This window comes from Nonomuraea sp. SBT364, assembly GCF_001083785.1.
GTDB lineage: Bacteria > Actinomycetota > Actinomycetes > Streptosporangiales > Streptosporangiaceae > Nonomuraea.
Window position 1 is genome coordinate 74,950 of sequence record NZ_LAVL01000008.1, and the last position, 21,994, is coordinate 96,943.

At 69.0% G+C, this 21,994-nt stretch carries 27 protein-coding genes; 14 read left to right on the forward strand and 13 right to left on the reverse strand.

What is annotated here, in order from left to right; genetic code table 11:
• Nucleotides 1-5 precede the first annotated feature (5 nt).
• Nucleotides 6-1,550, forward strand: a complete 1,545-nt coding sequence (locus ADY59_RS06450) for a carboxylesterase/lipase family protein (RefSeq protein ID WP_269433559.1) — start codon at nucleotides 6-8, stop codon at nucleotides 1,548-1,550.
• Between the two features lie 62 nt (nucleotides 1,551-1,612).
• On the opposite strand, the gene ADY59_RS47420 is transcribed toward ADY59_RS06450, so the two are convergent.
• The 3 genes from ADY59_RS47420 to ADY59_RS06465 form a co-directional block, all read right to left on the reverse strand.
• Entirely contained in the window at nucleotides 1,613-1,861 is a 249-nt protein-coding gene (locus ADY59_RS47420) for a hypothetical protein (RefSeq protein ID WP_053174494.1), read from the reverse strand.
• Nucleotides 1,862-2,778: 917 nt separating this feature from the next.
• Nucleotides 2,779-3,165 carry a hypothetical protein gene (locus ADY59_RS06460; protein ID WP_156325336.1) on the reverse strand — a complete coding sequence of 129 codons (387 nt, stop codon included), beginning with the start codon at nucleotides 3,163-3,165 and terminating at the stop codon, nucleotides 2,779-2,781.
• Between the two features lie 16 nt (nucleotides 3,166-3,181).
• Nucleotides 3,182-4,249: a flavin-containing monooxygenase gene (locus ADY59_RS06465; protein WP_049558889.1), complete on the reverse strand. Its 1,068-nt coding sequence runs from the start codon at nucleotides 4,247-4,249 to the stop codon at nucleotides 3,182-3,184.
• 65 nt (nucleotides 4,250-4,314) lie between these two features.
• On the opposite strand from ADY59_RS06465, the gene ADY59_RS06470 reads away from it, so the two are divergent.
• From ADY59_RS06470 to ADY59_RS53260, 8 genes are all read left to right on the forward strand, one after another.
• Nucleotides 4,315-4,653: an ArsR/SmtB family transcription factor gene (locus ADY59_RS06470; RefSeq protein WP_049559009.1), complete on the forward strand. Its 339-nt coding sequence runs from the start codon at nucleotides 4,315-4,317 to the stop codon at nucleotides 4,651-4,653.
• A gap of 306 nt (nucleotides 4,654-4,959) precedes the next feature.
• The gene (locus ADY59_RS51105; protein ID WP_197093474.1) at nucleotides 4,960-5,103 is read left to right on the forward strand and encodes a hypothetical protein; all 144 of its coding nucleotides are present in this window, start codon (nucleotides 4,960-4,962) and stop codon (nucleotides 5,101-5,103) included.
• A 25-nt stretch (nucleotides 5,104-5,128) separates the two neighbouring features.
• Entirely contained in the window at nucleotides 5,129-6,526 is a 1,398-nt protein-coding gene (locus ADY59_RS06480; protein ID WP_082309903.1) for an FAD-dependent oxidoreductase, read from the forward strand.
• Nucleotides 6,527-6,538: 12 nt separating this feature from the next.
• Nucleotides 6,539-6,805, forward strand: a complete 267-nt coding sequence (locus ADY59_RS06485) for a hypothetical protein (RefSeq protein WP_156325337.1) — start codon at nucleotides 6,539-6,541, stop codon at nucleotides 6,803-6,805.
• Nucleotides 6,802-8,055: an MFS transporter gene (locus ADY59_RS06490; protein WP_049558896.1), complete on the forward strand. Its 1,254-nt coding sequence runs from the start codon at nucleotides 6,802-6,804 to the stop codon at nucleotides 8,053-8,055. The genes ADY59_RS06485 and ADY59_RS06490 overlap by 4 nt, the downstream gene beginning before the upstream one ends.
• An 11-nt stretch (nucleotides 8,056-8,066) precedes the next feature.
• On the forward strand, nucleotides 8,067-8,447 hold the full coding sequence (locus ADY59_RS06495) for an ArsR/SmtB family transcription factor (protein WP_049558899.1): 381 nt from the start codon (nucleotides 8,067-8,069) through the stop codon (nucleotides 8,445-8,447).
• Nucleotides 8,444-9,565: an ArsO family NAD(P)H-dependent flavin-containing monooxygenase gene (locus ADY59_RS06500; protein ID WP_049558901.1), complete on the forward strand. Its 1,122-nt coding sequence runs from the start codon at nucleotides 8,444-8,446 to the stop codon at nucleotides 9,563-9,565. The genes ADY59_RS06495 and ADY59_RS06500 overlap by 4 nt, the downstream gene beginning before the upstream one ends.
• 163 nt (nucleotides 9,566-9,728) lie before the next feature.
• Complete coding sequence (locus ADY59_RS53260) at nucleotides 9,729-9,863, forward strand: hypothetical protein (RefSeq protein WP_269433557.1); 135 nt, start codon at nucleotides 9,729-9,731, stop codon at nucleotides 9,861-9,863.
• 41 nt (nucleotides 9,864-9,904) lie between these two features.
• Here the strand turns inward: ADY59_RS53260 and ADY59_RS06505 are convergent, their stop codons facing one another.
• Both ADY59_RS06505 and ADY59_RS06510 read right to left on the reverse strand, forming a co-directional pair.
• Complete coding sequence (locus ADY59_RS06505; protein ID WP_231618574.1) at nucleotides 9,905-11,152, reverse strand: M28 family metallopeptidase; 1,248 nt, start codon at nucleotides 11,150-11,152, stop codon at nucleotides 9,905-9,907.
• The gene (locus tag ADY59_RS06510) at nucleotides 11,149-11,391 is read right to left on the reverse strand and encodes a hypothetical protein (RefSeq protein WP_049558905.1); all 243 of its coding nucleotides are present in this window, start codon (nucleotides 11,389-11,391) and stop codon (nucleotides 11,149-11,151) included. Before ADY59_RS06510 ends, ADY59_RS06505 begins: the two co-directional genes overlap by 4 nt.
• A 269-nt stretch (nucleotides 11,392-11,660) precedes the next feature.
• Between ADY59_RS06510 and ADY59_RS06515 the strand changes: the two genes are divergently transcribed.
• A complete protein-coding gene (locus ADY59_RS06515) occupies nucleotides 11,661-12,152 on the forward strand; it encodes a VOC family protein (RefSeq protein ID WP_049558907.1) in 492 nt (163 codons plus the stop codon).
• On the opposite strand, the gene ADY59_RS06520 is transcribed toward ADY59_RS06515, so the two are convergent.
• The 5 genes from ADY59_RS06520 to ADY59_RS51110 form a co-directional block, all read right to left on the reverse strand.
• Nucleotides 12,140-12,349, reverse strand: a complete 210-nt coding sequence (locus ADY59_RS06520; protein ID WP_053174498.1) for a hypothetical protein — start codon at nucleotides 12,347-12,349, stop codon at nucleotides 12,140-12,142. The genes ADY59_RS06515 and ADY59_RS06520 overlap by 13 nt on opposite strands.
• A gap of 642 nt (nucleotides 12,350-12,991) precedes the next feature.
• Nucleotides 12,992-14,011 carry a NucA/NucB deoxyribonuclease domain-containing protein gene (locus ADY59_RS06525; RefSeq protein ID WP_082309904.1) on the reverse strand — a complete coding sequence of 340 codons (1,020 nt, stop codon included), beginning with the start codon at nucleotides 14,009-14,011 and terminating at the stop codon, nucleotides 12,992-12,994.
• Nucleotides 14,012-14,119: 108 nt separating this feature from the next.
• A complete protein-coding gene (locus ADY59_RS06530; RefSeq protein WP_049558912.1) occupies nucleotides 14,120-14,509 on the reverse strand; it encodes a hypothetical protein in 390 nt (129 codons plus the stop codon).
• Between the two features lie 151 nt (nucleotides 14,510-14,660).
• The gene (locus ADY59_RS53900) at nucleotides 14,661-14,798 is read right to left on the reverse strand and encodes a transposase (RefSeq protein WP_197093475.1); all 138 of its coding nucleotides are present in this window, start codon (nucleotides 14,796-14,798) and stop codon (nucleotides 14,661-14,663) included.
• Complete coding sequence (locus tag ADY59_RS51110; protein ID WP_049558914.1) at nucleotides 14,795-15,418, reverse strand: transposase; 624 nt, start codon at nucleotides 15,416-15,418, stop codon at nucleotides 14,795-14,797. Before ADY59_RS51110 ends, ADY59_RS53900 begins: the two co-directional genes overlap by 4 nt.
• A 115-nt stretch (nucleotides 15,419-15,533) precedes the next feature.
• On the opposite strand from ADY59_RS51110, the gene ADY59_RS52330 reads away from it, so the two are divergent.
• The 3 genes from ADY59_RS52330 (at nucleotide 15,534) to ADY59_RS49670 (ending at nucleotide 17,804) form a co-directional block, all read left to right on the forward strand.
• Nucleotides 15,534-16,433 carry a site-specific integrase gene (locus tag ADY59_RS52330; protein WP_231618575.1) on the forward strand — a complete coding sequence of 300 codons (900 nt, stop codon included), beginning with the start codon at nucleotides 15,534-15,536 and terminating at the stop codon, nucleotides 16,431-16,433.
• Complete coding sequence (locus ADY59_RS53905) at nucleotides 16,343-16,576, forward strand: hypothetical protein (RefSeq protein WP_442937680.1); 234 nt, start codon at nucleotides 16,343-16,345, stop codon at nucleotides 16,574-16,576. The genes ADY59_RS52330 and ADY59_RS53905 overlap by 91 nt, the downstream gene beginning before the upstream one ends.
• A 325-nt stretch (nucleotides 16,577-16,901) precedes the next feature.
• Complete coding sequence (locus ADY59_RS49670; RefSeq protein WP_156325338.1) at nucleotides 16,902-17,804, forward strand: hypothetical protein; 903 nt, start codon at nucleotides 16,902-16,904, stop codon at nucleotides 17,802-17,804.
• Between the two features lie 12 nt (nucleotides 17,805-17,816).
• Here ADY59_RS49670 and ADY59_RS49675 read toward each other — a convergent pair whose 3' ends face one another.
• From ADY59_RS49675 to ADY59_RS06550, 3 genes are all read right to left on the reverse strand, one after another.
• On the reverse strand, nucleotides 17,817-18,662 hold the full coding sequence (locus ADY59_RS49675) for a hypothetical protein (RefSeq protein ID WP_156325339.1): 846 nt from the start codon (nucleotides 18,660-18,662) through the stop codon (nucleotides 17,817-17,819).
• Between the two features lie 554 nt (nucleotides 18,663-19,216).
• Nucleotides 19,217-19,750 (reverse strand): flavoprotein, encoded by a 534-nt coding sequence (locus ADY59_RS06545; protein ID WP_049558918.1) that lies wholly within the window; start codon nucleotides 19,748-19,750, stop codon nucleotides 19,217-19,219.
• Nucleotides 19,747-21,132 (reverse strand): helix-turn-helix domain-containing protein, encoded by a 1,386-nt coding sequence (locus ADY59_RS06550; RefSeq protein WP_156325340.1) that lies wholly within the window; start codon nucleotides 21,130-21,132, stop codon nucleotides 19,747-19,749. Before ADY59_RS06550 ends, ADY59_RS06545 begins: the two co-directional genes overlap by 4 nt.
• Before the next feature lie 350 nt (nucleotides 21,133-21,482).
• On the opposite strand from ADY59_RS06550, the gene ADY59_RS06560 reads away from it, so the two are divergent.
• Nucleotides 21,483-21,764 (forward strand): hypothetical protein, encoded by a 282-nt coding sequence (locus ADY59_RS06560; protein ID WP_156325341.1) that lies wholly within the window; start codon nucleotides 21,483-21,485, stop codon nucleotides 21,762-21,764.
• Nucleotides 21,765-21,994: the final 230 nt, after the last annotated feature.

Below are 21,994 nucleotides of genomic sequence, written 5' to 3' on the forward strand. Positions count from 1 at the left end.
CATTCATGCGTACTCTTGGCTCAGCTGTTGTGATCTTGACAGCCGTGATAGCAGGGGCCGCACCGGCGGACGCGGCCACGCGAAACGCCGTACGGACCGATGCGGGTTGGGTGCGAGGCGAGGTCGCCCGGGACCACCGGACCTTCCAGGGCATCCCCTACGCCGCTCCTCCCGTGGACAACCTGCGCTGGCGGTCTCCCCAGCCGGTGACTCCCTGGCAGGGCGTCCGCGCCGCGACACGCCCCGGCAACAGGTGTGCCCAGTCCACGGATCTGTGGGGGTTGCCCGCCAGCGACAGCGAGGACTGCCTGTACCTCAACGTGACCGTCCCGCGCTCGGCCACTCCGCGCCGCCCCCGGCCCGTCATGGTCTGGCTGCACGGCGGCAGCCTCACGAAGGGGGCCGGCAGCGACTACGACGCCACCCGCCTGGCCACGCGCGGCGACGTCGTGGTGGTCACCGTCAACTACCGGCTCGGCGTGTTCGGCTTCTTCGGGCATCCCGGACTGGCGGACGGCGGGGCCTACGGGCTGGAGGACCAGCAGGCGGCGTTGCGCTGGGTCCAGCGCAACGCCGCGGCCTTCGGCGGCGACCCACGCAACGTCACGTTGTTCGGGGAGTCCGCCGGAGCGCACTCGGTGTGCGCCCAGCTGGCGTCGCCCGCCGCCGCCGGCCTCTTCCACCGGGCGATCACCCAGAGCACGTTCTGCTCCCAGACCGCCTTCACCGGCAGCCGTCTGAGGCCGGTCATGGACCTCCCGATGTGGGTTCCCAAGGCCGCCCACGAGGCGCACGGAGCGACCATCGCCACCGCGCTCGGCTGCACCGAGCCGAAGACGGCCGTCGCCTGCCTGCGCGGCAAACCCGTCTCCCAGCTCCTCGCGCGGGAGCCGCTCGCCCTTCCGGGCTACGGCAACACCGTGCTGCCCGCCGACCCCGCGACCGTCTTCGCGCAGGGCCGCTTCCACCGCATGCCGATCCTCACCGGCATCACCCGTGACGAGGGGACGCTGTTCACCTCGCTGATCTTCCCCGGTCTCACCGAGCAGGCATACCAGGACGGCCTGCGGGACATCTTCGGCGACAACGCCGCGGCGATCGCGGCGAAGTACCCGTCCCGAGGGCGGCCGACGCAAGCCGTAGCGGCGATCATGAGCGATCTCGACTGGGCGTGGGCCGGTCGTGCCAGTGACCGACTGCTCAGCGAGCGCACCCCGGTCTACTCCTACGGGTTCGCCGACCGTACCGCGCCGCCGATCTTCCCCCTGCCCGGTGGCGTGGAGCCGCTCGCCTCGCACGGATCGGAACTGTCGTTCCTGTTCCCAGGGGCCCCGCTCACCCGCGAGCAGCGGAAGCTCGGCGACATGATGATCAAATACTGGTCGCGTTTCGCGGCGACCGGCGACCCCAACGCTCCTGGCCTGCCGCGCTGGAGCCCCGTACGCACCGGGCACGTCCATCGCCTGGCCCCGGGCCCCGGTGGCGTCGGCGTCTACGATCAGGACGGCCTCCACAACCTGGCCTTCTGGGACCGCCTGGCCGCCCGCTGACGAGCCCTGCGGGCCGGTGTTTCGCGTGGTGATGGGTTCGAGCCGACCATCACCACGCCTGGCTATCCGGCGAGGGCCGCCAGCTTGACGGCTGCCGCCGGGTCGACGCCCAGTTCGGCCGCCGCTGCCATGACCGCGTCGGCGGGGTCGGCGTGCTGAGCGAGGTGGCGGGTGGTGGCGGCCATGAGCTTGGCGGGGGTGTCGGGCGGCAGGCCGAAGTCGTCGGCGATGGCGCGTACGGCCAGGGTTACCGAGCAGACGCCGGTCTCGGGGCAGGTCGAGCTGGACGTCGCGGGCGGCCGCCCAGTCACCGTCCAGGGCGGCAACGACGGAACGGGCTTGCTCGTGGCCGGTGGCCAGCAGGAAGGTCGGGGCGCGACCGTAGCTCTTCATGCCGATGACGTGGTAGCCCGGCTCGGGGTGCGTCAGTTCGTCCACACCGTGTGGACGTACGGTGCCGCAGGAGTGGTCGTTGGGGTCGATCAGGGGAGCCAGCAGGCGGGTGGTGCCGAGGATGGGATCCAGGTCCAGCCGCAGCTCACTGGTGATGGAGTGATCCGGCCGGTAGCCCGTGGCGGCGATGATGTGGTCGGCTCTGATCGTCCGATCGCCGCCCCGGGAGCGCAGCTCGACCGTGCCGTCGGTGAGGACGTGCACACCGCTCACCCTGAAGCCCGCCGCCAGCTCGACCAATCCTTTGTCCACGAGCAGGCGCAGGCCCGAGCCGAGGGAGCCGCGGGCGGGCAGGGCGTCGTCGTGCCCGCCGCCGTAGGCGCGGTCCGGCGCATCCGCGCGGATGGCCCAGGTGACGCGGGTGCCCGGCGCCTGCTCCACCAGGTCGGCGAGCGCCAGGAGAGTGGTGGCGGCCGAGTGCCCGGCTCCGACCACGACCATGTGGCGGCCTGCGAAGCGGTCGCGGTCGGCGCCGAGCACGTCGGGCAGCGCGTGGTCGATCCAGTCGGCCGCCTGCCGCTCGCCGTGGGCGGGAAGCCCGTTGGCGCCGAGCACGTTCGGGGTGGCCCAGGTGCCGGAGACGTCGATCACCGCCCGGGCGCGGATCTCGCTGTCGTCCTCCAAGCGCACGACGAACGGCGTGTCCCCACGGCCCGCCGTACGCAGCCGGTCGACGTCCACTCGGCTGATCGCCGACACTCGCGCGCAAGGTGGGCCGCGGCGGCCAGGCCCACGGGGCCGGCGCCGACGACGGCCACGGGCAGGGCGGGGTTCATCAGGCGAAGTCCTTTCCAAGGCGAGCGGTTCGGCGTAGCGGTGCCAGGGCCAGGCCGGAGACGGCGTACGTCACCAGGCCGTAGGCCGGCAGGATGAGGCTGACGAGGGCCGCGTCGGCGGACAGGCCGGCGACCAGGAGGGCGAGGGACAGGTTGCGGATGGTGGTCAGCTGGTCGGCGGTGGTGATACCGCATCCCGGCGGCGATCGGGATGAGCTGGGCCAGCAGCATCGCCACCACTTGCAGACCCGCCTCACCTCCCACGGGCGCGCCTTCGTACGGGGCGGCAGGGCCGCGAAGCCGGCGAGCGTCAGCGAGGTGCCGACGGGCAGCACGGTGGCCGGCAGCAGCATGACCAGCGCCAGGGGGATCAACGGGGAGCTCACGTCACAGCGCCTCTGGTCACAGGCCGTAGGCGGCCAGGGCGCCGACGGCGTAGGCGGCCAGCGGCGCGGCGACGTGCTGGGCGTCGCGGTACACGCCGCGCAGGGTGTTGGAGGCGAACGAGCGCTGGAACTCCAGCCCCACGTAGCCGAGGCCGGGATGGGTGGTGGAGATGCCGTCGGCGTGCAGGGGCAGCCCGTTGGCGTCGAGGGCGCCGAGCGGCGTGAGGTAGTCCAGGTGCGGCAGGTAGCCGGTGGCGTAGATGACCGTATCGACGTGCTCGCGGGCACCGTCCGCCCACACGACTTGGTGACCGTCGAGGGCGGTGAACATCGGCCGCCGCGCCATCCGGCCGTCGGCCAGTGAGGCGGCGTAGTCGCCGGTGTCCATGACCAGGGTGCCGGTGGCGATGCGGGCCAGCCAGTGCGGGGGCAGGGTGTCGAAGCCGGTGGTGGTGTGCCAGTAGTGGGCGTCATGGCCGCCGATGACCTGCGGGAAGAACTGCAGCGGTCCGCGGGAGGCGATGGTGACGGTGGCCACGTCGGCGAGTTCGTGGGCCACCTGGACGGCGGAGTTGCCGCCGCCGACCACCACGACGCGCTGTCCGGCATACGGCTTGGGGCTGCGGTAGTCGGCCACGTGCAGGGCCTGGCCGGTGAAGGCGTCGCGGCCGGGCAGCACGGGGGTGTAGGGGCGGCCGAAGGAGCCGGTGGCGGCCACGAGGCCCCGGGTGCGCAGGGTGTCGCCGCCGGCGGGGTGGACCAGGAAGCCGCCGTCGCCGTCGGCTTCCACGGCGGCGACACGGGTGCCGGTGCGGATCTCGACGCCGAGGCCGTCGGCGTAGCGCTGGAGGTAGGCGACGACCTCGTCGCGGCTGGGGTAGTGGTCGCCGTCGCCGGGGAACTCCTGGCCGGGCAGCGCGCTGTATCGGGCGGGGGAGAACAGGGTGAGGCTGTCGTAGTAGTGCGCCCAGGAGCCGGTGGGCGCCTGGGCTGCTTCGAGGATGACGGGGGTCAGGCCACGCCGGCGCAGGGCGTGAGCGGCGGCCAGGCCGGACTGGCCGGCGCCGATGACGATGGTGTCCATGCAGCCGCATCATATACTCATATCGGGAAATGACAATATGATGGGTCGGGGGTGATGCTATGACCATGGCGACGAATGCGATCGAGCTGAGTGGCGAGGCGCGCGGCTTCCTCAAGGCGATGGCCAGCGAGACGCGCCAGCAGATCATGGAGCTGTTCGCCGGCGGCGTCGAGCTGACCGTGGGCGAGGTCGCCGAGCGCATGTCGCTGGCCCAGTCGGCCACGTCCACCCATCTGGCCACGCTGCGCGACGGCGGAGTCCTGACCTCCCGGCGGGAGTGGAAGACGGTCTACTACCGGGCCGACCCCGCCAGGATCGGCAAGGCGTTGTCGGATCTGCAAGCCAGCCTGGCCGCCTGCTGCCCGCCGCCGTCAGAGGCCGAAGCGGGCTGCGGCTGCGACTAGAGCGATCGTCCCGGCGGGCGCACGGGCCCGGACCGTCCGCGCGGACCTCGCCGCGGACGTCGAGGGCGATCCGGCAGCGCCCCGGGGCGGTTCGTCTCCTTCGACCGGCCAGGCGCGTTCGGTCGCCGGGCGGGCGTGGAGGTTCCCGGCGCGGACCGGCTTGCGTCGGTGATCGGCTGTCGCGCCCGACTGTGCCGGCCCGGAAGGGCGCACCCAATGCTTAGATAGCCATCTAATTTGACAAGCCTCTAAGCCATGTTGCAGACTCAGGCGTACTTCGACAAACTTCTAAGCAGGAGGTGCGCGGTGCGCGCTCTGTTCCGTCGCTCTCGTCAGCTCCAGCACATCTCGTTCAACGAGGCCACCGGTGAGGTGTGTGACGCGGCCTGCCGATCGGACGCTGTCCGGGAGCGCGCCCGGGTCCACGCCGCCGGGTTGCTGTTCCGCTGAGACCCGAAGCCAAGGAGGAATCATCATGAGTGACAGTTGCTGCGGCACCACCGCCTCACACGAACTGGAGCAGGTCCCGGCCGCGGGCGACGTCGGCGCGCTGCCCGTGGTGGTGATCGGCGCCGGTCCGGTCGGCCTGGCCGCCGCCGCGCACCTGGCCGAACGCGGCCTGGACTTCCTGGTGCTGGAAGCCGGACCCCAGGTCGGCGCGTCGATCGCGCAGTGGGGACACGTCCGCGTGTTCAGTCCCTGGAAGTACGACATCGACGACGCCGCCCGGCGCCTGCTGGAGGCCGAAGGCTGGAGCGCCCCGGACCCCGAGTGGCTGCCCACCGGCGCAGAGCTCATCGCCGACTACCTGGCACCGCTGGGCAAGCTGTTCGCCGACCGGATCCGGTTCGGCGCCCGCGTCAGCGCGATCAGCCGGCTCGGCTACGACCGCGTCCGCACGGGCGGCCGCGAACTCGCACCGTTCCTGATCCGCCTGGAAGACGGCACCGAACTGCAGGCCCGCGCGATCGTCGACGCCTCCGGCACCTACGCCAGCCCGAACGTGCTCGGTGCCAGCGGTCTGCTCGCCCACGGCGAGGAGAGCATCGACGTCGACCACGCGCTGCCCGACGTGCTCGGCGCCGATCGTGACCGCTACGAGGGCAAGCACGTGCTGGTGGTCGGCGCGGGCCACTCGGCCGCGACCACCCTGCTGGCCCTGGCCGAAATGCCCGATACGCCGGTCACCTGGGCGATCCGCGCCGACAACGCCACCCGCACCTACGGCGGCGGCGACGCCGACGCGCTGCCTGCCCGGGGCGCACTGGGCACCAGGCTGCGCGCCCACGTCGACTCCGGTCGCATCCAGCTGCTGACCGGCTTCTTCACCCACCGCGTGAACGCGACCCCCGACGGCCTCGAAGTGATCAGCCGGGACCCGTCCGGCCACGAGCAGTCGGTCACCGTGGAGCGGATCGTGTCGGCCACGGGATACCGCCCCGACCACTCGATCGCCGCCGAGCTGCGCCTGGACCTGGATCCGGTCCTCGGTTCCACGCGCCGGCTCGCGCCGCTGATCGACCCGAACCAGCACTCCTGCGGCACCGTCCCGGCGCACGGCGTGGACGAGCTGGCCCACCCCGAGCCGGGCTACTACGCGGTCGGGGTCAAGAGCTACGGCCGCGCGCCGACGTTCCTGATGGCCACCGGTTACGAGCAGGTCCGCTCCGTGGTCGCCGCTCTGGCCGGTGACTGGGACGCCGCCCGGGACGTACAGCTCGACCTGCCCGAGACCGGGGTGTGCTCCTCCGGCCTCGCCGAGGCCCAGGAGCAGCGCGTCGGCCTGGCCACCGGCATCAGCGGCGGTCTGCTGTCCACCCCGCTGCCCCTCGCCACCGTCTCCGCCGGCGACGGTGGCAGCTGCTGCGGCTGAAAGGTGCTGATCATGTCCGACGGCTACCCCACCGCCGCCCAGAAGGAGACGTTGCGCCTCATCTGCGACCATGAGCCGATGCCCGCCCACCGGCTGGCCGACGAACTGGTAGCCGCCCGCAGGCCCGGCACCGATCCCGGCTACGCGCGCGCGATCGCCCGGATGGCTGGAACCCTCGCCTGGCGGCTGCAGGCTCAAGGCTTCATCATCGAGACCCGTACCGGTGACTGGCGCACCACGTCAGACGGGCGCGCCCTCATCTCCTGCGCGGGCGCGTGAGCTCCACTGCCGAGGCCGTCGTCCCCGAGGTCGGGGGTGACGGCCACCCCCGTTCCCGACGTGCTTGGCAGGTGGTCGGGGCGCTGGCCGTCACCCAGACCGTCGGCTACGGCGTGCTCTACTACGCCTTTTCCGTCTTCCTCGCTCCCATGGCCCGCGACCTGCGCGCCACCAACGCGCAGATCGCCGCCGCGCTCACCCTGTCCGTCCTGGTCGCGGCCTTCTGCGCGCCGCTGGTCGGCCGCCGGCTGGACGCCCACGGCGGGCGCGCCCTGATGACCGTGGGGTCGCTGCTCGGCACCGCAGCCGTGCTGGCCTGGTCACGGGTGGAGAGCCTGCCGCAGTTGTACGCGGTCTTCGCCGCCATCGGCGTCGCCTGCTCCATGGTGCTGTACGAGGCAGCCTTCGCCGTCATCGTCTCGATCTTCGCCGGCCATGAACGCGGCCGGGCGAACGGCCTGCTGGCGCTCACCGTCGTCGCCGGGTTCGCCTCCTCGATCTTCCTCCCGCTCACCGGCCTGCTCGTCGACCGGTACGGCTGGCGTACGGCGCTGGTGATCCTCGCCCTGGTCTACGGGGTGGCGGCTATCCCGCTGCACGCGTTCGTCGTACGCCGCCGTACGTCGAAGGGCAGCGCGGAGGCGTCCGCCACGGGACGGGCCGGGATCGTCAGAGCGGCCACCCGCCGCCGGCCGTTCTGGCTGCTGGTGATCGCCTTCACCGCCAACGGCGGCGCGGCGGCCGTGATGGCGGTGCTGCTCATCACCTACCTGCTCCACCTCGGCCACCCGCCGGTGCTGGCCGCCACGCTCGCCGGGCTGCTGGGCGTGCTGTCGGTGACCGGAAGACTGATCACCACCGGGCTGCAGACGCGTCTGCCGGCCGCCCTCATCGCCGCCACGATCTTCGCCCTGCAAGGGGTGGCTGTCCTGCTGCTCCCGCTGATCGGCCGGAGTGTGGCGGGCGCGATCGGCGCGGTGCTGCTGTTCGGGCTCGGCTTCGGCATCGCCTCCATCACCCTGCCGCACCTGCTGGTCAAACGCTACGGCACCGCGGCCTACGCTTCCCTGGCCGGCCGCATCGCCGTCTTCTCCGTCGCCGACAAGGCCCTGGCGCCGTTGGGCGCGGTCGCGCTGGCCCAGGTGGCGGGCTACGGCTGGGTGATGGGGGCCGTGGCCGCCGCCTGCTCGATCTCGGCGTTGGCGCTGCTGGCTTACCATCGCCTACAATTTAGACCAGCATCGAATTAAGGAGTCGCGTCATGGCCGCCCCCGCCACCATCCAGTGCTGCGCGCCGATCGCTCGCGAGCCGTTGGCCGAGGCCGAGGCCGCCGAGCTGGCGGCCCTGCTCAAGGCCGTCGCCGACCCCGTACGCCTGCGGCTGCTGTCGATGATCGGCTCGCACGCCGGCGGCGAGGCGTGCGTGTGCGACCTGACCGACTCCTTCGACCTGACCGCGCCCACCATCTCCCACCATCTGAAGGTGCTGCGCACCGCCGGGCTGATCGACGGCGAGCGGCGCGGCACCTGGGTCTACTACCGCATCGTCCCCGAGACGGTGAACAAGCTCGGCGCCCTGTTCGCCCCACTCGCCGAGCCCGCCGCCACGGGACGTGTCGAGCTGGAGCTGCTGCCTGTATGACGGCGCCTTCCCGGCCCGTCGACGTTCTGGTGATCGGCGGCGGTCAGGCAGGGCTGGCGGCGGGCTACTACCTGCGCCGCGCCAAGGCCGACTTCGTCATCCTCGACGCCCAGGAGGAGCCCGGCGGCGCTTGGCGGCACGCCTGGCCGTCGTTGCGCCTGTTCTCGCCGGCCCAGTACAGCTCGCTGCCCGGCCGCATGATGCCCTCGCCGAACGGTGGCGGCTGTCCCGGCGCCGAGGACGTCGTCGCCTACCTGACCGACTACGAGCGGCGCTACGAACTGCCGGTCGTCCGGCCCGTACGAGTGCGGGCCGTACGACGTGGCGACGGGCACCTCGCCGTCGAGACCGACAAGGGCACCTGGCCGGCGCGCCAGGTGATCAGCGCGACCGGCACGTGGTGGCGTCCGTACGTGCCCCACTATCCAGGCATGGGCGGATTCCAAGGCCGGCAGTTCCACACCGCCTCCTACCGGGGCCCGGAACCGTTCCGCGACCAGCGGGTGGTCGTCGTGGGCGGCGGCAACAGCGGCGCGCAGATCCTCGCCGAGATCTCCACCGTCGCGCACACCACGTGGACGACGCCGCGCCCGCCCCGCCTGCTGCCCGACGAGGTGGACGGCCGCGCGCTGTTCGCCCTCGCCACCCGCCGCCACCGGGCCGCCCTCGCAGGCCAGACCGCGCCGGCGATCGGCGACCTGGGGGACATCGTCGCCGTCCCGCCCGTACGCGAGGCGCGAGACCGGGGCGCGTTGAAGGCCGAGCCCATGTTCGCCCGGATCACGCCGGACGGCGTCGCCTGGGCCGACGGCACCGAGCTGACCTGCGACGCGATCATCTGGTGCACCGGCTTCCGCCCCGCCCTGGGCCACCTGGCCCCGCTGCGCCTGCGCGGACCCGGCGGGGTCGTCCCGACGGAGGGCACCCGGGCGGCCGGCGAGCCACGCCTGCACCTGCTCGGCTACGGCGACTGGACCGGCCCCGCCTCCGCCACCCTCATCGGTGCCGCACGCACCGCGCGCGAGGCGGTCGCTGAACTGCTCCGCGGCCCGTCCGCCGTCGACATCGCTGACTCTCACCGATCACTGGGATGCCCGTCTCCTGCACCCATGCGTTGACCACATCCCGATATCCGCCCCAGGCATACCGGCTGACGCTGCGAGCCAGCCGGACGGATCGACTTCCCGAGACGCGGCTGGATACGGAGAACTTGGTGGGTGTCAGCAACTCGATCCTGTACGGGACAACCCCAAGAGCTCGTTGCGCGCCCGCCCGGAGCCGATGCGTCCCACGCTGCCTGACGATCTGGGCGACAACCTGACCATGGACGCCGTGGCGGACCTGCTCAGGATCACGCGCAACGAGGCCGGCCATCCCCACGGGGCCGCTGCCCGATCATCCGCGACCGGCACCTGAGCACAGCGGCTCCTCTTCCCATGGCGTTCTCGTGAGCGCGATCAGGCCGGCGTTCGCGCGGCCAGTAGTCCTACGGTGGCGACCAGCAGTCGCGCCGCCGCCACGAGCGTGTCCGGCTCGACGCGATCGGGGGTTTCGACAGGGGTCTGATAGCCGGGCATGCCCATGCCGATGCCGATCGCGGCCAGTCCGGCGGCGGCGTAACGGCGGTTGTCGGAGGCCATCGCACCGGCCCGCAGGGCCAGGCCGGTCAGGCGGGCGGCCTGGTCCAGGGTGGTCAGCAGGGCGTGAGCGGGCCCTCCTGCTTCGACGGAGGCGGCCTGGTGCAGTCGCGCGGCGCCGTCGAGGTTGATCACCAGTGTGCCGGGTGGCAGGGCGGGCGCGTGGTGGGCTGAACCCCAGGCCCCGGCTTCCTCGGCGTCCAGGAAGGCCACTGTCAGATCCGGCCCGGCGGGCACGGTCAGGGCTGACAGGATGCGCGTGGCCTCCAGGACGGCGGCCACGCCCGAGGCGTTGTCAGCGGCTGCGGGCAGCCGCACACCGGGATCGTCGCCCACGCCGTCGTAGTGCGCGGTCAGCAGCACCCGCACCCGGCCCGCATCTCCCTCGGCGGGGTGCGGGAAGCGGGCGTGGACGTTGTGGCCACGGGCGGAGGTCTGCCGCAGCGGCATCGAGCCGGTCACCTGGACCGGGCCGCGGGCCAGGGCTTCGGCCAGACGGGCGTGCACCTCCGGGCGCAGGGCGATGACGGGCACCTGGCGAGTCGGTGGTCCGGCGATCATCTTGGGCATCCAGCCCTCGGCGTCGGTGGCGCGTGCGGTCAGCACTCCGGCGGCGCCGTGGGCCTCGGCTCGCTCGCACGCCCGCGCCCAGTCGCTGGGCTCGGCCAGTATCCACCGGCCGCGCAGGTCGCTGTCGGAGTGTGCGGCCAGCGGTGCGCGATGCGGGTGCGCCAGGTCGGCTGAGGCGAGGTGCTCGACGAAGTCCCGGCGGTGCTCCAGGCGCTGCGTCTTCCCGCCGGTGCTCCATTCCAGAACGGGCGTGGCGTACAGCTCGCGCACGTTCGCCACGTCGAAGCCGGACAGTTCTGTCGTGGCGCCCAGCTCGCCGAGTCGCTCGGCGAGCCAGGTGGCGGCGGCCTGACCGCCTGGCGTGCCCACGCGCCGTCCGGCGTAGCGGTCGCCGGCCAGTTCGTGCACCGTGGCCTGCATCCGCTCCGCCGAAACCGCTTCCAGCAGGGCGCCCAGCCCCGCCGCGGGCCGGGCCGCGGCGGAGGTCGTGGAGGTCATCCGCAGCATCCGGTGGACGTGGCGTCCGTGACCTGGGCGCCGGCGGGGGCCGGTGCCTGACCGCAGCAGCCGGCCTGCTCGGCCTCCTGAGCCACGGCCGGGCTGCCGCAGCAGCCCGTGGCCTCCTGATCAGCCTCGCTCGCGCTGGTGGCGGTGGCTCCGCAGCAGCCCCCGGCGGCGGGCGGGGCGAACGCTTCGGCGAGATCGCCGATGAAGCCGCCGCTGGTCGAGTTCGTCATGAGGGTCTCCCTTCACCGAGCGGAACGGCAGGCGCCACTCGATGGTTAGATGCGTATCTAATTAGCCCCCACGATTCCATACTGCTTAGATGTTCGTCAACATAGACGGCTGTCGAATCATGCTCAGGGCGCTGACATATCCGCGACGCTCCAGGTGAGCGAGGCCAAGATCATGTACGTCCGTGCCCCCGGTTCAAGCCGACCGGAAATGAACGGCGGCGGCCAAGGGTTGGGCACGGAGACAGGACCCGCGTACCCGAAGGAGCTCCATGAGCGCCCCCCAGGAGAGCCGCCCGGCCGTCCGCCAGCTCAGGCTGGTGGTGGAGGCGGAGGACTACGAGGCCGCCGTGGCCTTCTACCGCGACGTTCTCGGCCTGCCCGAGCAGGCGGCCTTCAGCAGCGGCGACGGGGCGCGGGTGGCGATCCTGGACGCCGGCCGGGCCACGCTCGAGATCGCCAACCCGGCGCAGAAGAAGATGATCGACGAGGTCGAGGTGGGCCGGCAGGTGGCGCCCAAGTTCCGGGTGGCGTTCGAGGTGGACGACGCCCGCGAGACCACCGGGCGGCTGGTCGCCGCGGGCGCGGACGAGGTCGCGCCGCCCACGGTCACCCCGTGGGAGTCGCTGAACGCCCGGCTCGACGCGCCCGGTGGCCTGCACATCACGGTCTTCCAGGAGCTGAGCACCCTTGAGGAGCGGATGTCGCACGACGGCTTCGGCACGGACGCCGGCCGCTCGGGGACCGACCCTCAAGGCGCCTGAGCCGGCAGCACGAAGCGGTAGCCGACGCCACGGACGGTGTGGATGATCGCGGGGTTCTGCTCGTCGTCGGCGATGAAGGCACCCGGCAGGGCGCGACCGATGCCGTACGCCTGGCAGCCGGGGTGGACGTGGATGCTGTGCTCGACCACTCCGGCATATACCGGCCGGGCCGGGACCGCCTCGGTGTCGGCGGCCACGTAGCGCAGGTGGCTCCCGCTGAATCGGCAGTCCCTTTCACCGTGATCAGCCCACACACCCTGCGCCCCCGGCTACCACGCGCCGAGAGGTTTCACGTCCCATGAGAGCCGGATTGTGGGCTTGGTCTGGAGCACAACCGGCTCCTTGCAGTCCTCCCGGAACCACAGCTTCAGCCCTTCGTAGCCGGACCGCTCGCGCCCGACCGACAGTCTCCCGAGACGGCACAGCCGCTTGATGTACGTGATCTCCGCGCCGTCCGCATAGAGGCTGATATGCGCCTCACCCGCCGTGGGATCGATGGAGAAGAGGGCCGTGGAACGGCCACCCGCTGGACCGCACCCGCACCAGCCACCTCGCTCGGCTCGAACTCGCACCGGCCACTTGATCAGAATTCGGCAACAGGGTCCGTCTGGAGGTCAGAGCCGCAGATCACGCACCACGCGATGAGTTATGAAGCGGTACAAGGTCGATTGACGCAGCCGAGTAAGGACGATGACCGATCCATTCGAGCGGACGCGGCGACACGCAGAAGTACGCACATTTTTTCGATTGCGGTACGCCGCCGTGGAAGCATCCGAAATATTGACGGGCGTCGGCTTTCCCCGTACCCGCCGAATCGCCTGATCCGCGAACGGCCGCTGTCAGACCTGTACGTAGAACCCGTCGTTGTCGAGGACGCGGTTTGCCGTGTAGAAGGTGGCGAGCCTGCCGCCCTGCTTGCTCTGTTCTTCGGCCGGCACCCACGCCCACATGGGCGTGCCCGCTCGTACCGGGACGCCGCCTTCGTAGGTGGACGCGAAGGGGTACTCGTCGCAGCTCTGGCCCTTGGGACGCGGACCGGTGACGCCGGGGTGGCAGACGATGTCGCGGTTCTTTTCGCGGAGTGCCTTGTCTTTCATGCGGTGCAGGGCAGTCGCCACGCTGTTGGGCACGCCCAGCTTGGTGGCGGCCTGGACGCGGGCGATGTTGGCGGAGATCCCGGCCAGACCGGCCATCGAGGTGAGGACCGGGAAGACCTCCTGGATGACGCACCCGGCGTGGGTGGCGAAGGTGTCGTCGCAGCGGACCGTGCTGCCGGCCGTGATTCTGGACGGCGTGCCGAATCCGCGTGAGGGATGCCACGGCCTGATCTTGAACACCGCCTGTGAGGCATGCATCTTGTCGGCGGCGACGGCGTCGCGGAAGTTCAGGGTGCCGCCCCATTCCTGGCCGACCGTCGACAGCGGGCCGCTGACCTGCCCCGTGGAGGTGCACGAGCCGCCGCACTCTGCCGTGATGGTCGCCGTCAGGCCGTCGGCCGCCCTGCCCTTCACCCCGAGGACCTTGACGCGCACGACCGCGCGGTACTCCAGCTTGTTGACCTCGGTGTGCCAGCCGATGGTGAACTGGTAGTCGGCTCTGCCGATCGGGATCAGGGCGGCGAAGACGAACATGTTCGCCCGGCCGATGTCGCACGAGGTGAACCGTGTCACCACCGGGCAGTGCTCCGACGCCGCGCGGCCCCCCGAACGACGCGCCAGCGGCATCGGGCCGCCGTGGCCGGACGCCGGCGCCATCGCGCGGGCGGCCGTCGGCTGGCCGTGGATCGCGGGGGTCCACGGGGCGGACGTGGGCAGCAGGGCCAGCGCCGCCGCCAGCACCACCCGGATGCGTAGTCCCATCGTGAGCCCCCTCACCGGTAGGACAGGCCGACGATCCACCCATCACCACACCGGCGAAATACCCACATATCACGACATATCACTCACATACTCACAGGTCAGGGCCTGTCACCCGCTCATGTCCAGGTCCCGCCGCAACCGCTCGGCGATCGCGCGGAACCGCATGGACTCCTCGGCCCTGCCGACATCGGCCCGCTGCGCGCCTACGGCCGCCCACCGCTCCAGCGCGTCGACGACCAGGGACCACTGCGGGTCGGTGAGCGCGATGGTGACCCGGCGACCGGGCTGCGGCCAGTCCGCGAACCCGGCGGGATCGACCGGCCAGTCCGGCAACGCGTCCCACCCGGCCTCGCGCACCGCCGACCCCAGCGCCACCACGCCCCTGGAGTCGCCGTCCACAGCCTCCACGCTGACCTCGTTGTCCACCACCGCGTCGATGAGCAGCCAGTCCGTCACAAGGATCTCCACCGGCTGCCGCGCGGGCTCCCCCATCTCCATACGGGCCACCTGCCCCCCGGCCCCGCTCCCACTCCATCGGACGCTGTTGGCGAATAGAGGATTTGTCCTTATGCAGCCAATGCCGCAAAGTGTGAGGTCCTCGTCGGGGCGAGGGGCACACCCATCAGCCACGTGTCGATCCGCGTGAGGTTCATCGCCGGGCGGTGAGCAGGTGCTGAAGATGGGTCTTGGCGGTCCCGCGATAGCGGGACCGCCTGGCCCTGAAACCATTGACGGCCTGGGCGATGGTGCCCCCGACGCCCTGACGGACCTGGTAGCGGGCCTTCAAATCGGGGCTGTCTTGGTTGATACGGCCTGCTGGAGCACCTCATATTGCTCTCGGACTCGCAGCGTGATCCGGCGGCGGGGAATGCTGGCCCGGGTGCATTGAGGCCGGACAGGACACGGCGCGCAGTCCTTCCGGGCGAACTGGACCCTGATGACCTCTCTGCCGCCCTTGGCAACCTCGTGCGCCCATCGCTTACTGACCTTGCCATGCGAGCAGATGATCGTCTCGTTGTCCCAGTCGATGGTGAAGGCGCTGACGGGGATGGTCCCCTCGCCAGACTTCTGCCAGCTGGTGCTGGGCATCATGGGCCCGACCATCTCGACGTTGTGGTCGCGCTTGGCCGCCACGACCGCGTCGGCACTCATGTATCCGGCGTCGACCAGGTGCTCGGCCGGCAGCAGCCCGCGCTCGACCAATCCCTCGTGGACGATGGGCAGCACGCCGTAGTCGTTGCCGGGCGCCGGGGTCGTCGCAACGTCCGTAATCAGATGGGGCCCGTCGTCGTCGCAGGTCTCGGTGAGGTGGACTTCGAAGCCGTCCCACTGGGTATCGCGCTTGACCCCGACGCGTGCGTCCTCGTCGTAGGGGGAGACCAGGCGCGCGGATGAAGTCGGCTGCATCCGTAGATGCGCGCCACCGGCCCCGTCCTTCCTCGTCGCGGAACTCCTGAATCCAGATCCGCCGCAGCATCTCCACCGCCGGGACGTCTCTGAGCCACGGCGGAGCTTGCTTGGAATGGACGGCGAGCAGCAGTCGCATTCCGTCCACTCCGATCTGGTTGGCGAGTTCGACCTTGGCCGCCATCCGCTTGGGCATCCGGAACTCTTCGGCGCGGGCGTCGTAGCGGTCCCACCACTCTGTTCGGCCACTGTGACCAGCCAGTCAGGGGCTACCACGGCCAGCGCGTTCAGCGCCGCGCCGGCCCAGCTGACCACCCGGCACATCAGCCGCATGTTCGCCGCCCTCGCCGGGCGGCGCACCCGATACGGCAAGCCGATCGCACCCTCCACCCTGCACCGCATCCGCGCCACGCTGCGCGCGGCACTGAACGCCGCCGTGCGTGAGGGCCTGATCGCCGCCAACCCGGCGCGCATGATCCGGCTGCCCGCGCCCTTCCGGCCGTATCCGCAGGTATGGACCGACCGGCGGGTGGCCGCCTGGCGGCGCGAGGGCGAACACCCGACGGTGGCGGTGTGGACCGCCGACCAACTGGCCGCGTTCCTCGCCTTCACCCGACGCGATCGGCTGCACCTGCTGTGGCAGTTGATCGCGCTGCGCGGGCTACGCCGCGGAGAGGCGGCCGGGCTACGCTGGATCGACCTGGACCTGGACCTGGACCGGCGGGAACTGTCCGTCAACCGGCAACTGGTGCACACCGGCGACGGACTGATCGCCTGCCCACCGAAAAGCGCCGCCAGCAGGCGGATCATCGCCCTGGACCCGGAAACCGTCCGCCTGCTGCGCTGTCACGAGCGGACCGAACGGCAGCGACTGGGCGACGCCTCGTCCGCGCTAGTGGTCTGCCCCCGATCCGGCTGCACGACCTGCGCCACGGCACCGCCAGCCTCGCCTTGGCCTGCGGCTCCGACTTGCGGGTCGTGCAGGGCACGCTCGGACACGGCAGCATCGTGGTGACCTCCGACATCTACATCTCGGTGCTGCCGGAGGTGTATCACCGCTCAGCCCAGGCAATCGCACGGCTGATCCTGGGCAAGACGCGCGCAGGACCGCCCGCAACCTTCGGAAGGCGGCGGCATGACCAAGTGACCCAGGTGTGACCCACACGTGTCTCACGATCAGCAAGAAACCTTCCCATAAGGGAAGGAGCCGCCGGTGGAGGTGGTAGGGCGCCCGGGGCTCGAACCCGGAACCTACGGATTAAAAGATCCAGTCTGAGCCGTTCCAGGCCATTCAGTGCAGGTCACCGGGCACGAGCGGTCTGTTCTGAACGGCCTGGCACGGGCTCGAACTGCAACAGCTAATGCAACTGGGCTGATCGCTTGTAGGGCAGCGCCCGCGTGCTCCTACAGTAGCCGAGAGTGGTGATGGTGGGCTGTATGCGTATACGTGCTGGGGCAGATGCGGCAAGATGGAGGAGTGTCCATGCCCGACCCCACATCGGCCTCAGACCGCGGGTACGTTGTCGTCTGGTGTGACGAAGACGATCGCGAGACCCTTGCTGACCAGTCCGTATCTGATGATGTACACCGCATTCTTGGAGGTGTCGTCAGGATACTGCTCAGAGGAGATAACGTCGAGTTCACTGACCAAGAGAGGTCGGCTGCGAAACAACTTATCGAGCCCCTTATGTCAGTGCGCAAGATCGTCCTGTATCAATGGAATTGGCGCGTGAACTGGACGCTTCAGCTACTGCCGGAACACTTGCAGGCAATACAAGACGAGGCTAATAAAAAGATTCTTGACCGCGCTTTCGGTGACGCGGTGAGTCGCATATTTGCAGGCGTCTCTCACCATGATCGTCTTGATGTGGAAAAGCTGGACTTCGAGGTTTTTCGTGAACCCGAGGATGTTCCGCTAGATTGGCATCACCTACTACGGCAGGCGAAGCAGGCCGGTAATCAGGGCAGACGACCACGTTCAGAAACAGCTCGTAGCACATCTGTCGCCTCGCCCGCAGTGAGGCCTCCAGCGGAGGATGGCCTTACCTTCACGAATCTGGGTGAGTTGGCTGTTTATAGAGCCCTCAAAGAAATACAAGCCGGTCTGCCCTTGCACGAAACTATTGGGATATTCCCTCTACCTGGCGCTAGGGTACTCAACCAAACATTTGAGCCAGATATTCTCGTCACCTATAGAGGTCGCGTCGGAATTCTTGAGATAGACGGGCCCAAACACAGGGGTAGATATGCTAACGATCGAAGCAGGGATCGACTGTTTATGAATGCTGGCATTCCGATTGTAGAACGCTTAGGCGCAGAAGAGGTGTCTGATCAGGATGCCCTAGATGCCTTCCTGCGGATCTTCATCGACCGCCTGGCCAAATAGTGCGATAGTGAGCTATGGCTGCGAGTGCTGGGATGGGATAGAGAACGGTATCTCATGCCTCTCGAAGAGACTTATGAAGAAGTCCCATAGCATCGTAGTGATGGAGGCAGAGTCGCTTCCATCCCGATCCTCGGGAGTAAGTTCCGCTCCCCCGAATCGGTAGAGATCGTAGCCGGCAAGGCGTAGTCGACGATCCTCGGATACCATCTCGGCGTACAGATGGGTATTGGCGCGCCCGTCCTTCGAATAATGGTGTGCTCCGTCAACTTCGATGACAACACGCGCCTGATGAGGTAGAAGCAGTAGGAAATCCATGCGTTGCCGGATTGCCTTTCCCTGGCCTAACTGCTGTATCCACTTTTGCGTGTACGGCGTGTAGTGAAGATAAACCTGCGGTATTAGTGCGGGCAGGTCCCAGCCACCCGACATGCGATAGAGGTAGCCGTAGGCATTGAATAGGCGTTCTTCGGCCGGTGATGCCAGTGAAGCCGAGAGGCGCCTAAAAAGCGAAGCAGCAGTCTCGATATCATCTGCCGGCCGGTCGGTTTTTTCGGCCCACCATGCCACAAGGTCTCGCCAGGTCAGGCCGGATGGCTGAAGCGGTTGATGATAAACAAGGCAATGTTGCTCATTCTTGATGATTTCGAGCACATTGTTCACCGCGTCACTCAAAATAATCTTTGGCTTTGGGCCATTAGCTGCAAAGATCAGATTTCGGAACTCTCCTTGAACGCTTCGTGCGCCTAGGCGTGTGAGAAGCGTCTCCAAATAGTCGTCGCCGTACTCATCAACGATGCGACGTGCAATCGCTGCTACTTGGGGCAGAGCAAGCCCATCGATTCTTCGGAGAACGTACAAGCGCTTACTCCTGAAGGCTTCATCGTCGTCCCCATCCTCTAGGCCGTAACGAGTGCATACAGCAGGTAGTTGATAGGACTTAAGAAGCGATGCGAGTGACTCTGCGACTGCTGTGGAAAGTTCGTGGAGTCTCACGGGGCCCGACATGATGCCACGGTACAACTTATCGAGGCATAGAGGGATAGGAGTGGTGATCCTCTTAAGAGAGACGAGCATGTGTACTAGACGGGATACGAAATTTGGCCCAGGGCTGATGTCTATGATCAACCACGTCGCTCGGTGATCCAGGGTGAGGAACGAACCCTGGATCGTCGATCGCCCCCAAGCACGTACGGCGTCCAGCCATGCAGTGGCGATCGTAGGGCTGCATCTGTGCGGCGGTGCGGCAACCCCGGTCGGAGCGTTCGGTCAGTACGGCGGGGCCGGTGTGCGGTGGCCGGCCCGGTGTCCCGCCGCCGTCCGGGACCGGCCCCCAGGCCGCACGCCCGGACGGCGGGCGGGCGGAGGGCCGGGGGTACGGCGGCGCGCCGCGCCGCCGCTTGATACCTAAGAGCTCAATTCGGCAAGTTCTGCAAGGCCAGCGTCCAGGGGTAGGTGTCGATGCGTTCGGGGCCGGTGCTGGGTGGGTGGGGCTCGAACTGGCCGGGGCCGAGCAGGACGCGGATGCCTTCGGCGCGAAGGTCCTCCACGCTGCGCCGGAAGGGGGCGCGGGAGGCGAGGGCGGTGTTGACGAAGGGCAAGACGACGACGGGGATGCCGAGTCCGGGTGCTTCCGAGAGCAGGCCGAGTGCGTAGGTGTCGGCGATGCCCTGGGCGAACTTGTTGATGGTGTTGTAGGTGGCGGGGGCGACGATGATGGCATCCGCTCGTGGGGACTTGGGCTCTCCGGGCTTGCGGTACTGGCTGCGAACGGGGCGGCCGGTCTGCTTCTCCAGTTCGGCAACGTCGATGAAGTCCAGAGCGGGCGGGGTGGCGATGATCTGGACGGTCCAGCCGGCCTCTTGGGACTGGGTGACGAGGCGGCCGACGTCGGGGGCGGGTCCGGCTGCGCAGACGATGATGTAGAGGACCTTGCCGGGTTGGGTCACGCGCTGACTCCCAGGGTGGCGGCGTATTCGCGGGCCTCGCGGCGGACGCTGATCGGGGCCGTTGCCAGGATGTCACGTACGAGCCGGAGAGCTGCGGGGCGGCCTGCCACTTCCTCGGGGGCGAGTTCGCCTGCGGCGCGCAGGATGTGCAGAGCCTTGTCGTGCTGGCTGCACATGAGGAAGGCGCGGGAGGTGTCGAGGAGCACGGTGGCCTTGCGCTCGTTGATCGGGAGCTGGTCCAGTTCGATGCGGCGGGCGTAGTCGATGGCAGTGCCCGCGTCGCCGAAGCGCAGGGCGATGTTGACCCGGTGGCACAGCACGTTGTTGGGGCCGAAGGCGGTCCACATGTGGTTGGCGTCATGGCCGAGCCGGGTGCCGGCCTCTGCGGCTTCGTCGAGAAGCTCGGTGGTGTTGTGCCGGTTACCGGCGCTGGCTGCGGCGACGGCTCCACGCAGGAGCAGGGATCCGTAGATGGAGAGGTCATCGGCGGATGGGCTGGTGAGATCGGCGTCCATGCGTTCGGCTGCACCGCGTGCGGCGTCGGTGGCGGCGCGGTGGTGGCCGCCGTCCATGAGGGCGTGGGTGATGATGCGGGAGCTTGATCCGATCATGAGAGGGCTCTGGCTCAGGTGTGCGGCTTGGACGCTGCGGTCGGCTGCGAGCCAGGCCAGGCCCTTGTCTTCCTGCTTGAGCAGGATGGAGGCGGTGACGTGGTACGCCTCGGCCGTCAGGGCTTGGGCGCGTAGCCGGTCGTCGCCGTCGAGGGCTGTGCAGGCGGCACGGAGCTTGCGGAGGAGCGCGGGTAGGTTGGCCGTTACCCGGCCGTAGTGGCATGCCTGGTAGTTGCTCTTGGCTGCGGCGACGGCGTCGGCGAGTGCGTCCAGGTTGGTGACGTTGTCGGCGGGGGCGGTGTAGTCGACGAGTACGGCGGCGATTCTCTCAATGTCGAGGCGTGTGCTCTGGGCGGGCTCTGGCTGCGCGAGTACGGCGCTGAAAAGTGCAGATCCCGTCAACCCGACGAATTCGCGGCGTCGCACGTTGCTTTCGTCCTCTCCGTGTCCGAGAAGATCCATGGCCTGTGGCGCCATTGCAGGGCGTCTCATGGCTACTGGCTTCATTCCCCCTGAACGTGCGCGCCTGGTGGGGGTGAAGCCTAGATCTTCTGGCGCCTGGCCGGTGATCTCGCTCAAGGCCAGTCGGTACGGCTCGCGAGGCCAGGTGACCTCACCTGCTTCCCAACGGCGGATGCGTTCTTCGTCGCAGGCAAGGGAATTCTTGATTCCGCTCTTGGTGAGGTTGACCCTTTTGGCCATTTCGGCACGAGTCAAACCGGCCTGCTCGCGCCAGCCCCGAAGCCTCTCATTTGGTTTCACTTCGGGCATTCCTGGCCTGCTTTCAAGGGTGGAGATCGAATAAGGGGTTAAGAGGGGGGTCTATCAGCGGGTCCCCTCATTCTGCTTTGCCGGTGGACTTGCCATCAATCAACAACGTAAGTGAAACGGGCTTCCGCCACAGGGAGTACCCGAATGACTCGCGAGGAGATGGCGACGGTGACCCGGCCAGACGAGAAGTGCGAGGCAAGGCCCTGCCCTGCGTGCCGGGGACGCGGTTACAAGCTCATGAGCTCGCGCCGCGCCCTCCTGATCGGCACTGGCGGGGAGGAGGCGGAACTGATGAGGGAGCGCAAGTGTCTCGACTGCCTCGGCGGCGGCCAGGACGAAGGGAGCGGGAAATGAACTCAGCCATGCTGGCTGCCCTGGCAGGACTCGGGCAGCAGGAGGAGGCCAACGCCCTGATCCGCCTGCGAGATGTGCTCGCCAGCCGGGGCGTCAACGCCGAGCTACGCGACAACAACAGTGCCTTGATGGTGCATCGCCCCGACCCTGGCATGCCGGTCTGGGTGTTCGTCGGGTACGGCGGGGCCTACTACTCCTGGCAGAACGCCGAGAAGCGTCACACGGTCGAGGACCCAGAGGGGGCGGCGAACGTCTTGGCTGAGTACATCGCCAAGTAATAGACGGGTGCGACGGTGCGGTGACGCCCATGTCCTGGAGGGGGGCAGGGGTCGTTCCTCCCCACCGTCGCACCTTCCGGCCTGGCAGGTGGTCAGGTCCACGCCCAGGGAGGGGCCTGCCCCCGGGCCCCTTGTTGTCGGCCACCTGCCAGGCTCAGCGGTCGCCCTGCCTCACGTCGTGGACAGTGAGGGGCGACCACGTTACGCTCAAACTTGGTAAAACAACCTGT

What these genes read in the sequence shown, in the direction of transcription:
- ADY59_RS06450 (WP_269433559.1), top strand. Translation starts at nt 6, where the DNA reads ATGCGTACTCTTGGCTCAGCTGTTGTGATCTTGACAGCCGTGATAGCA.
- ADY59_RS06465 (WP_049558889.1), bottom strand. Translation starts at nt 4,249, where the DNA reads ATGGACACCATCGTCATCGGCGCCGGCCAGTCCGGCCTGGCCGCCGCT.
- ADY59_RS06470 (WP_049559009.1), top strand. Translation starts at nt 4,315, where the DNA reads ATGGCGACGAATGCGATCGAGCTGAGTGGCGAGGCGCGCGGCTTCCTC.
- ADY59_RS06480 (WP_082309903.1), top strand. Translation starts at nt 5,129, where the DNA reads ATGAGTGACAGTTGCTGCGGCACCACCGCCTCACACGAACTGGAGCAG.
- ADY59_RS06485 (WP_156325337.1), top strand. Translation starts at nt 6,539, where the DNA reads ATGTCCGACGGCTACCCCACCGCCGCCCAGAAGGAGACGTTGCGCCTC.
- ADY59_RS06495 (WP_049558899.1), top strand. Translation starts at nt 8,067, where the DNA reads ATGGCCGCCCCCGCCACCATCCAGTGCTGCGCGCCGATCGCTCGCGAG.
- ADY59_RS06500 (WP_049558901.1), top strand. Translation starts at nt 8,444, where the DNA reads ATGACGGCGCCTTCCCGGCCCGTCGACGTTCTGGTGATCGGCGGCGGT.
- ADY59_RS53260 (WP_269433557.1), top strand. Translation starts at nt 9,729, where the DNA reads ATGCGTCCCACGCTGCCTGACGATCTGGGCGACAACCTGACCATGGAC.
- ADY59_RS06505 (WP_231618574.1), bottom strand. Translation starts at nt 11,152, where the DNA reads ATGACCTCCACGACCTCCGCCGCGGCCCGGCCCGCGGCGGGGCTGGGC.
- ADY59_RS06510 (WP_049558905.1), bottom strand. Translation starts at nt 11,391, where the DNA reads ATGACGAACTCGACCAGCGGCGGCTTCATCGGCGATCTCGCCGAAGCG.
- ADY59_RS06515 (WP_049558907.1), top strand. Translation starts at nt 11,661, where the DNA reads ATGAGCGCCCCCCAGGAGAGCCGCCCGGCCGTCCGCCAGCTCAGGCTG.
- ADY59_RS06525 (WP_082309904.1), bottom strand. Translation starts at nt 14,011, where the DNA reads ATGGGACTACGCATCCGGGTGGTGCTGGCGGCGGCGCTGGCCCTGCTG.
- ADY59_RS06530 (WP_049558912.1), bottom strand. Translation starts at nt 14,509, where the DNA reads ATGGAGATGGGGGAGCCCGCGCGGCAGCCGGTGGAGATCCTTGTGACG.
- ADY59_RS51110 (WP_049558914.1), bottom strand. Translation starts at nt 15,418, where the DNA reads ATGCAGCCGACTTCATCCGCGCGCCTGGTCTCCCCCTACGACGAGGAC.
- ADY59_RS52330 (WP_231618575.1), top strand. Translation starts at nt 15,534, where the DNA reads ATGGACGGCGAGCAGCAGTCGCATTCCGTCCACTCCGATCTGGTTGGC.
- ADY59_RS49670 (WP_156325338.1), top strand. Translation starts at nt 16,902, where the DNA reads ATGCCCGACCCCACATCGGCCTCAGACCGCGGGTACGTTGTCGTCTGG.
- ADY59_RS06550 (WP_156325340.1), bottom strand. Translation starts at nt 21,132, where the DNA reads ATGCCCGAAGTGAAACCAAATGAGAGGCTTCGGGGCTGGCGCGAGCAG.
- ADY59_RS06560 (WP_156325341.1), top strand. Translation starts at nt 21,483, where the DNA reads ATGAACTCAGCCATGCTGGCTGCCCTGGCAGGACTCGGGCAGCAGGAG.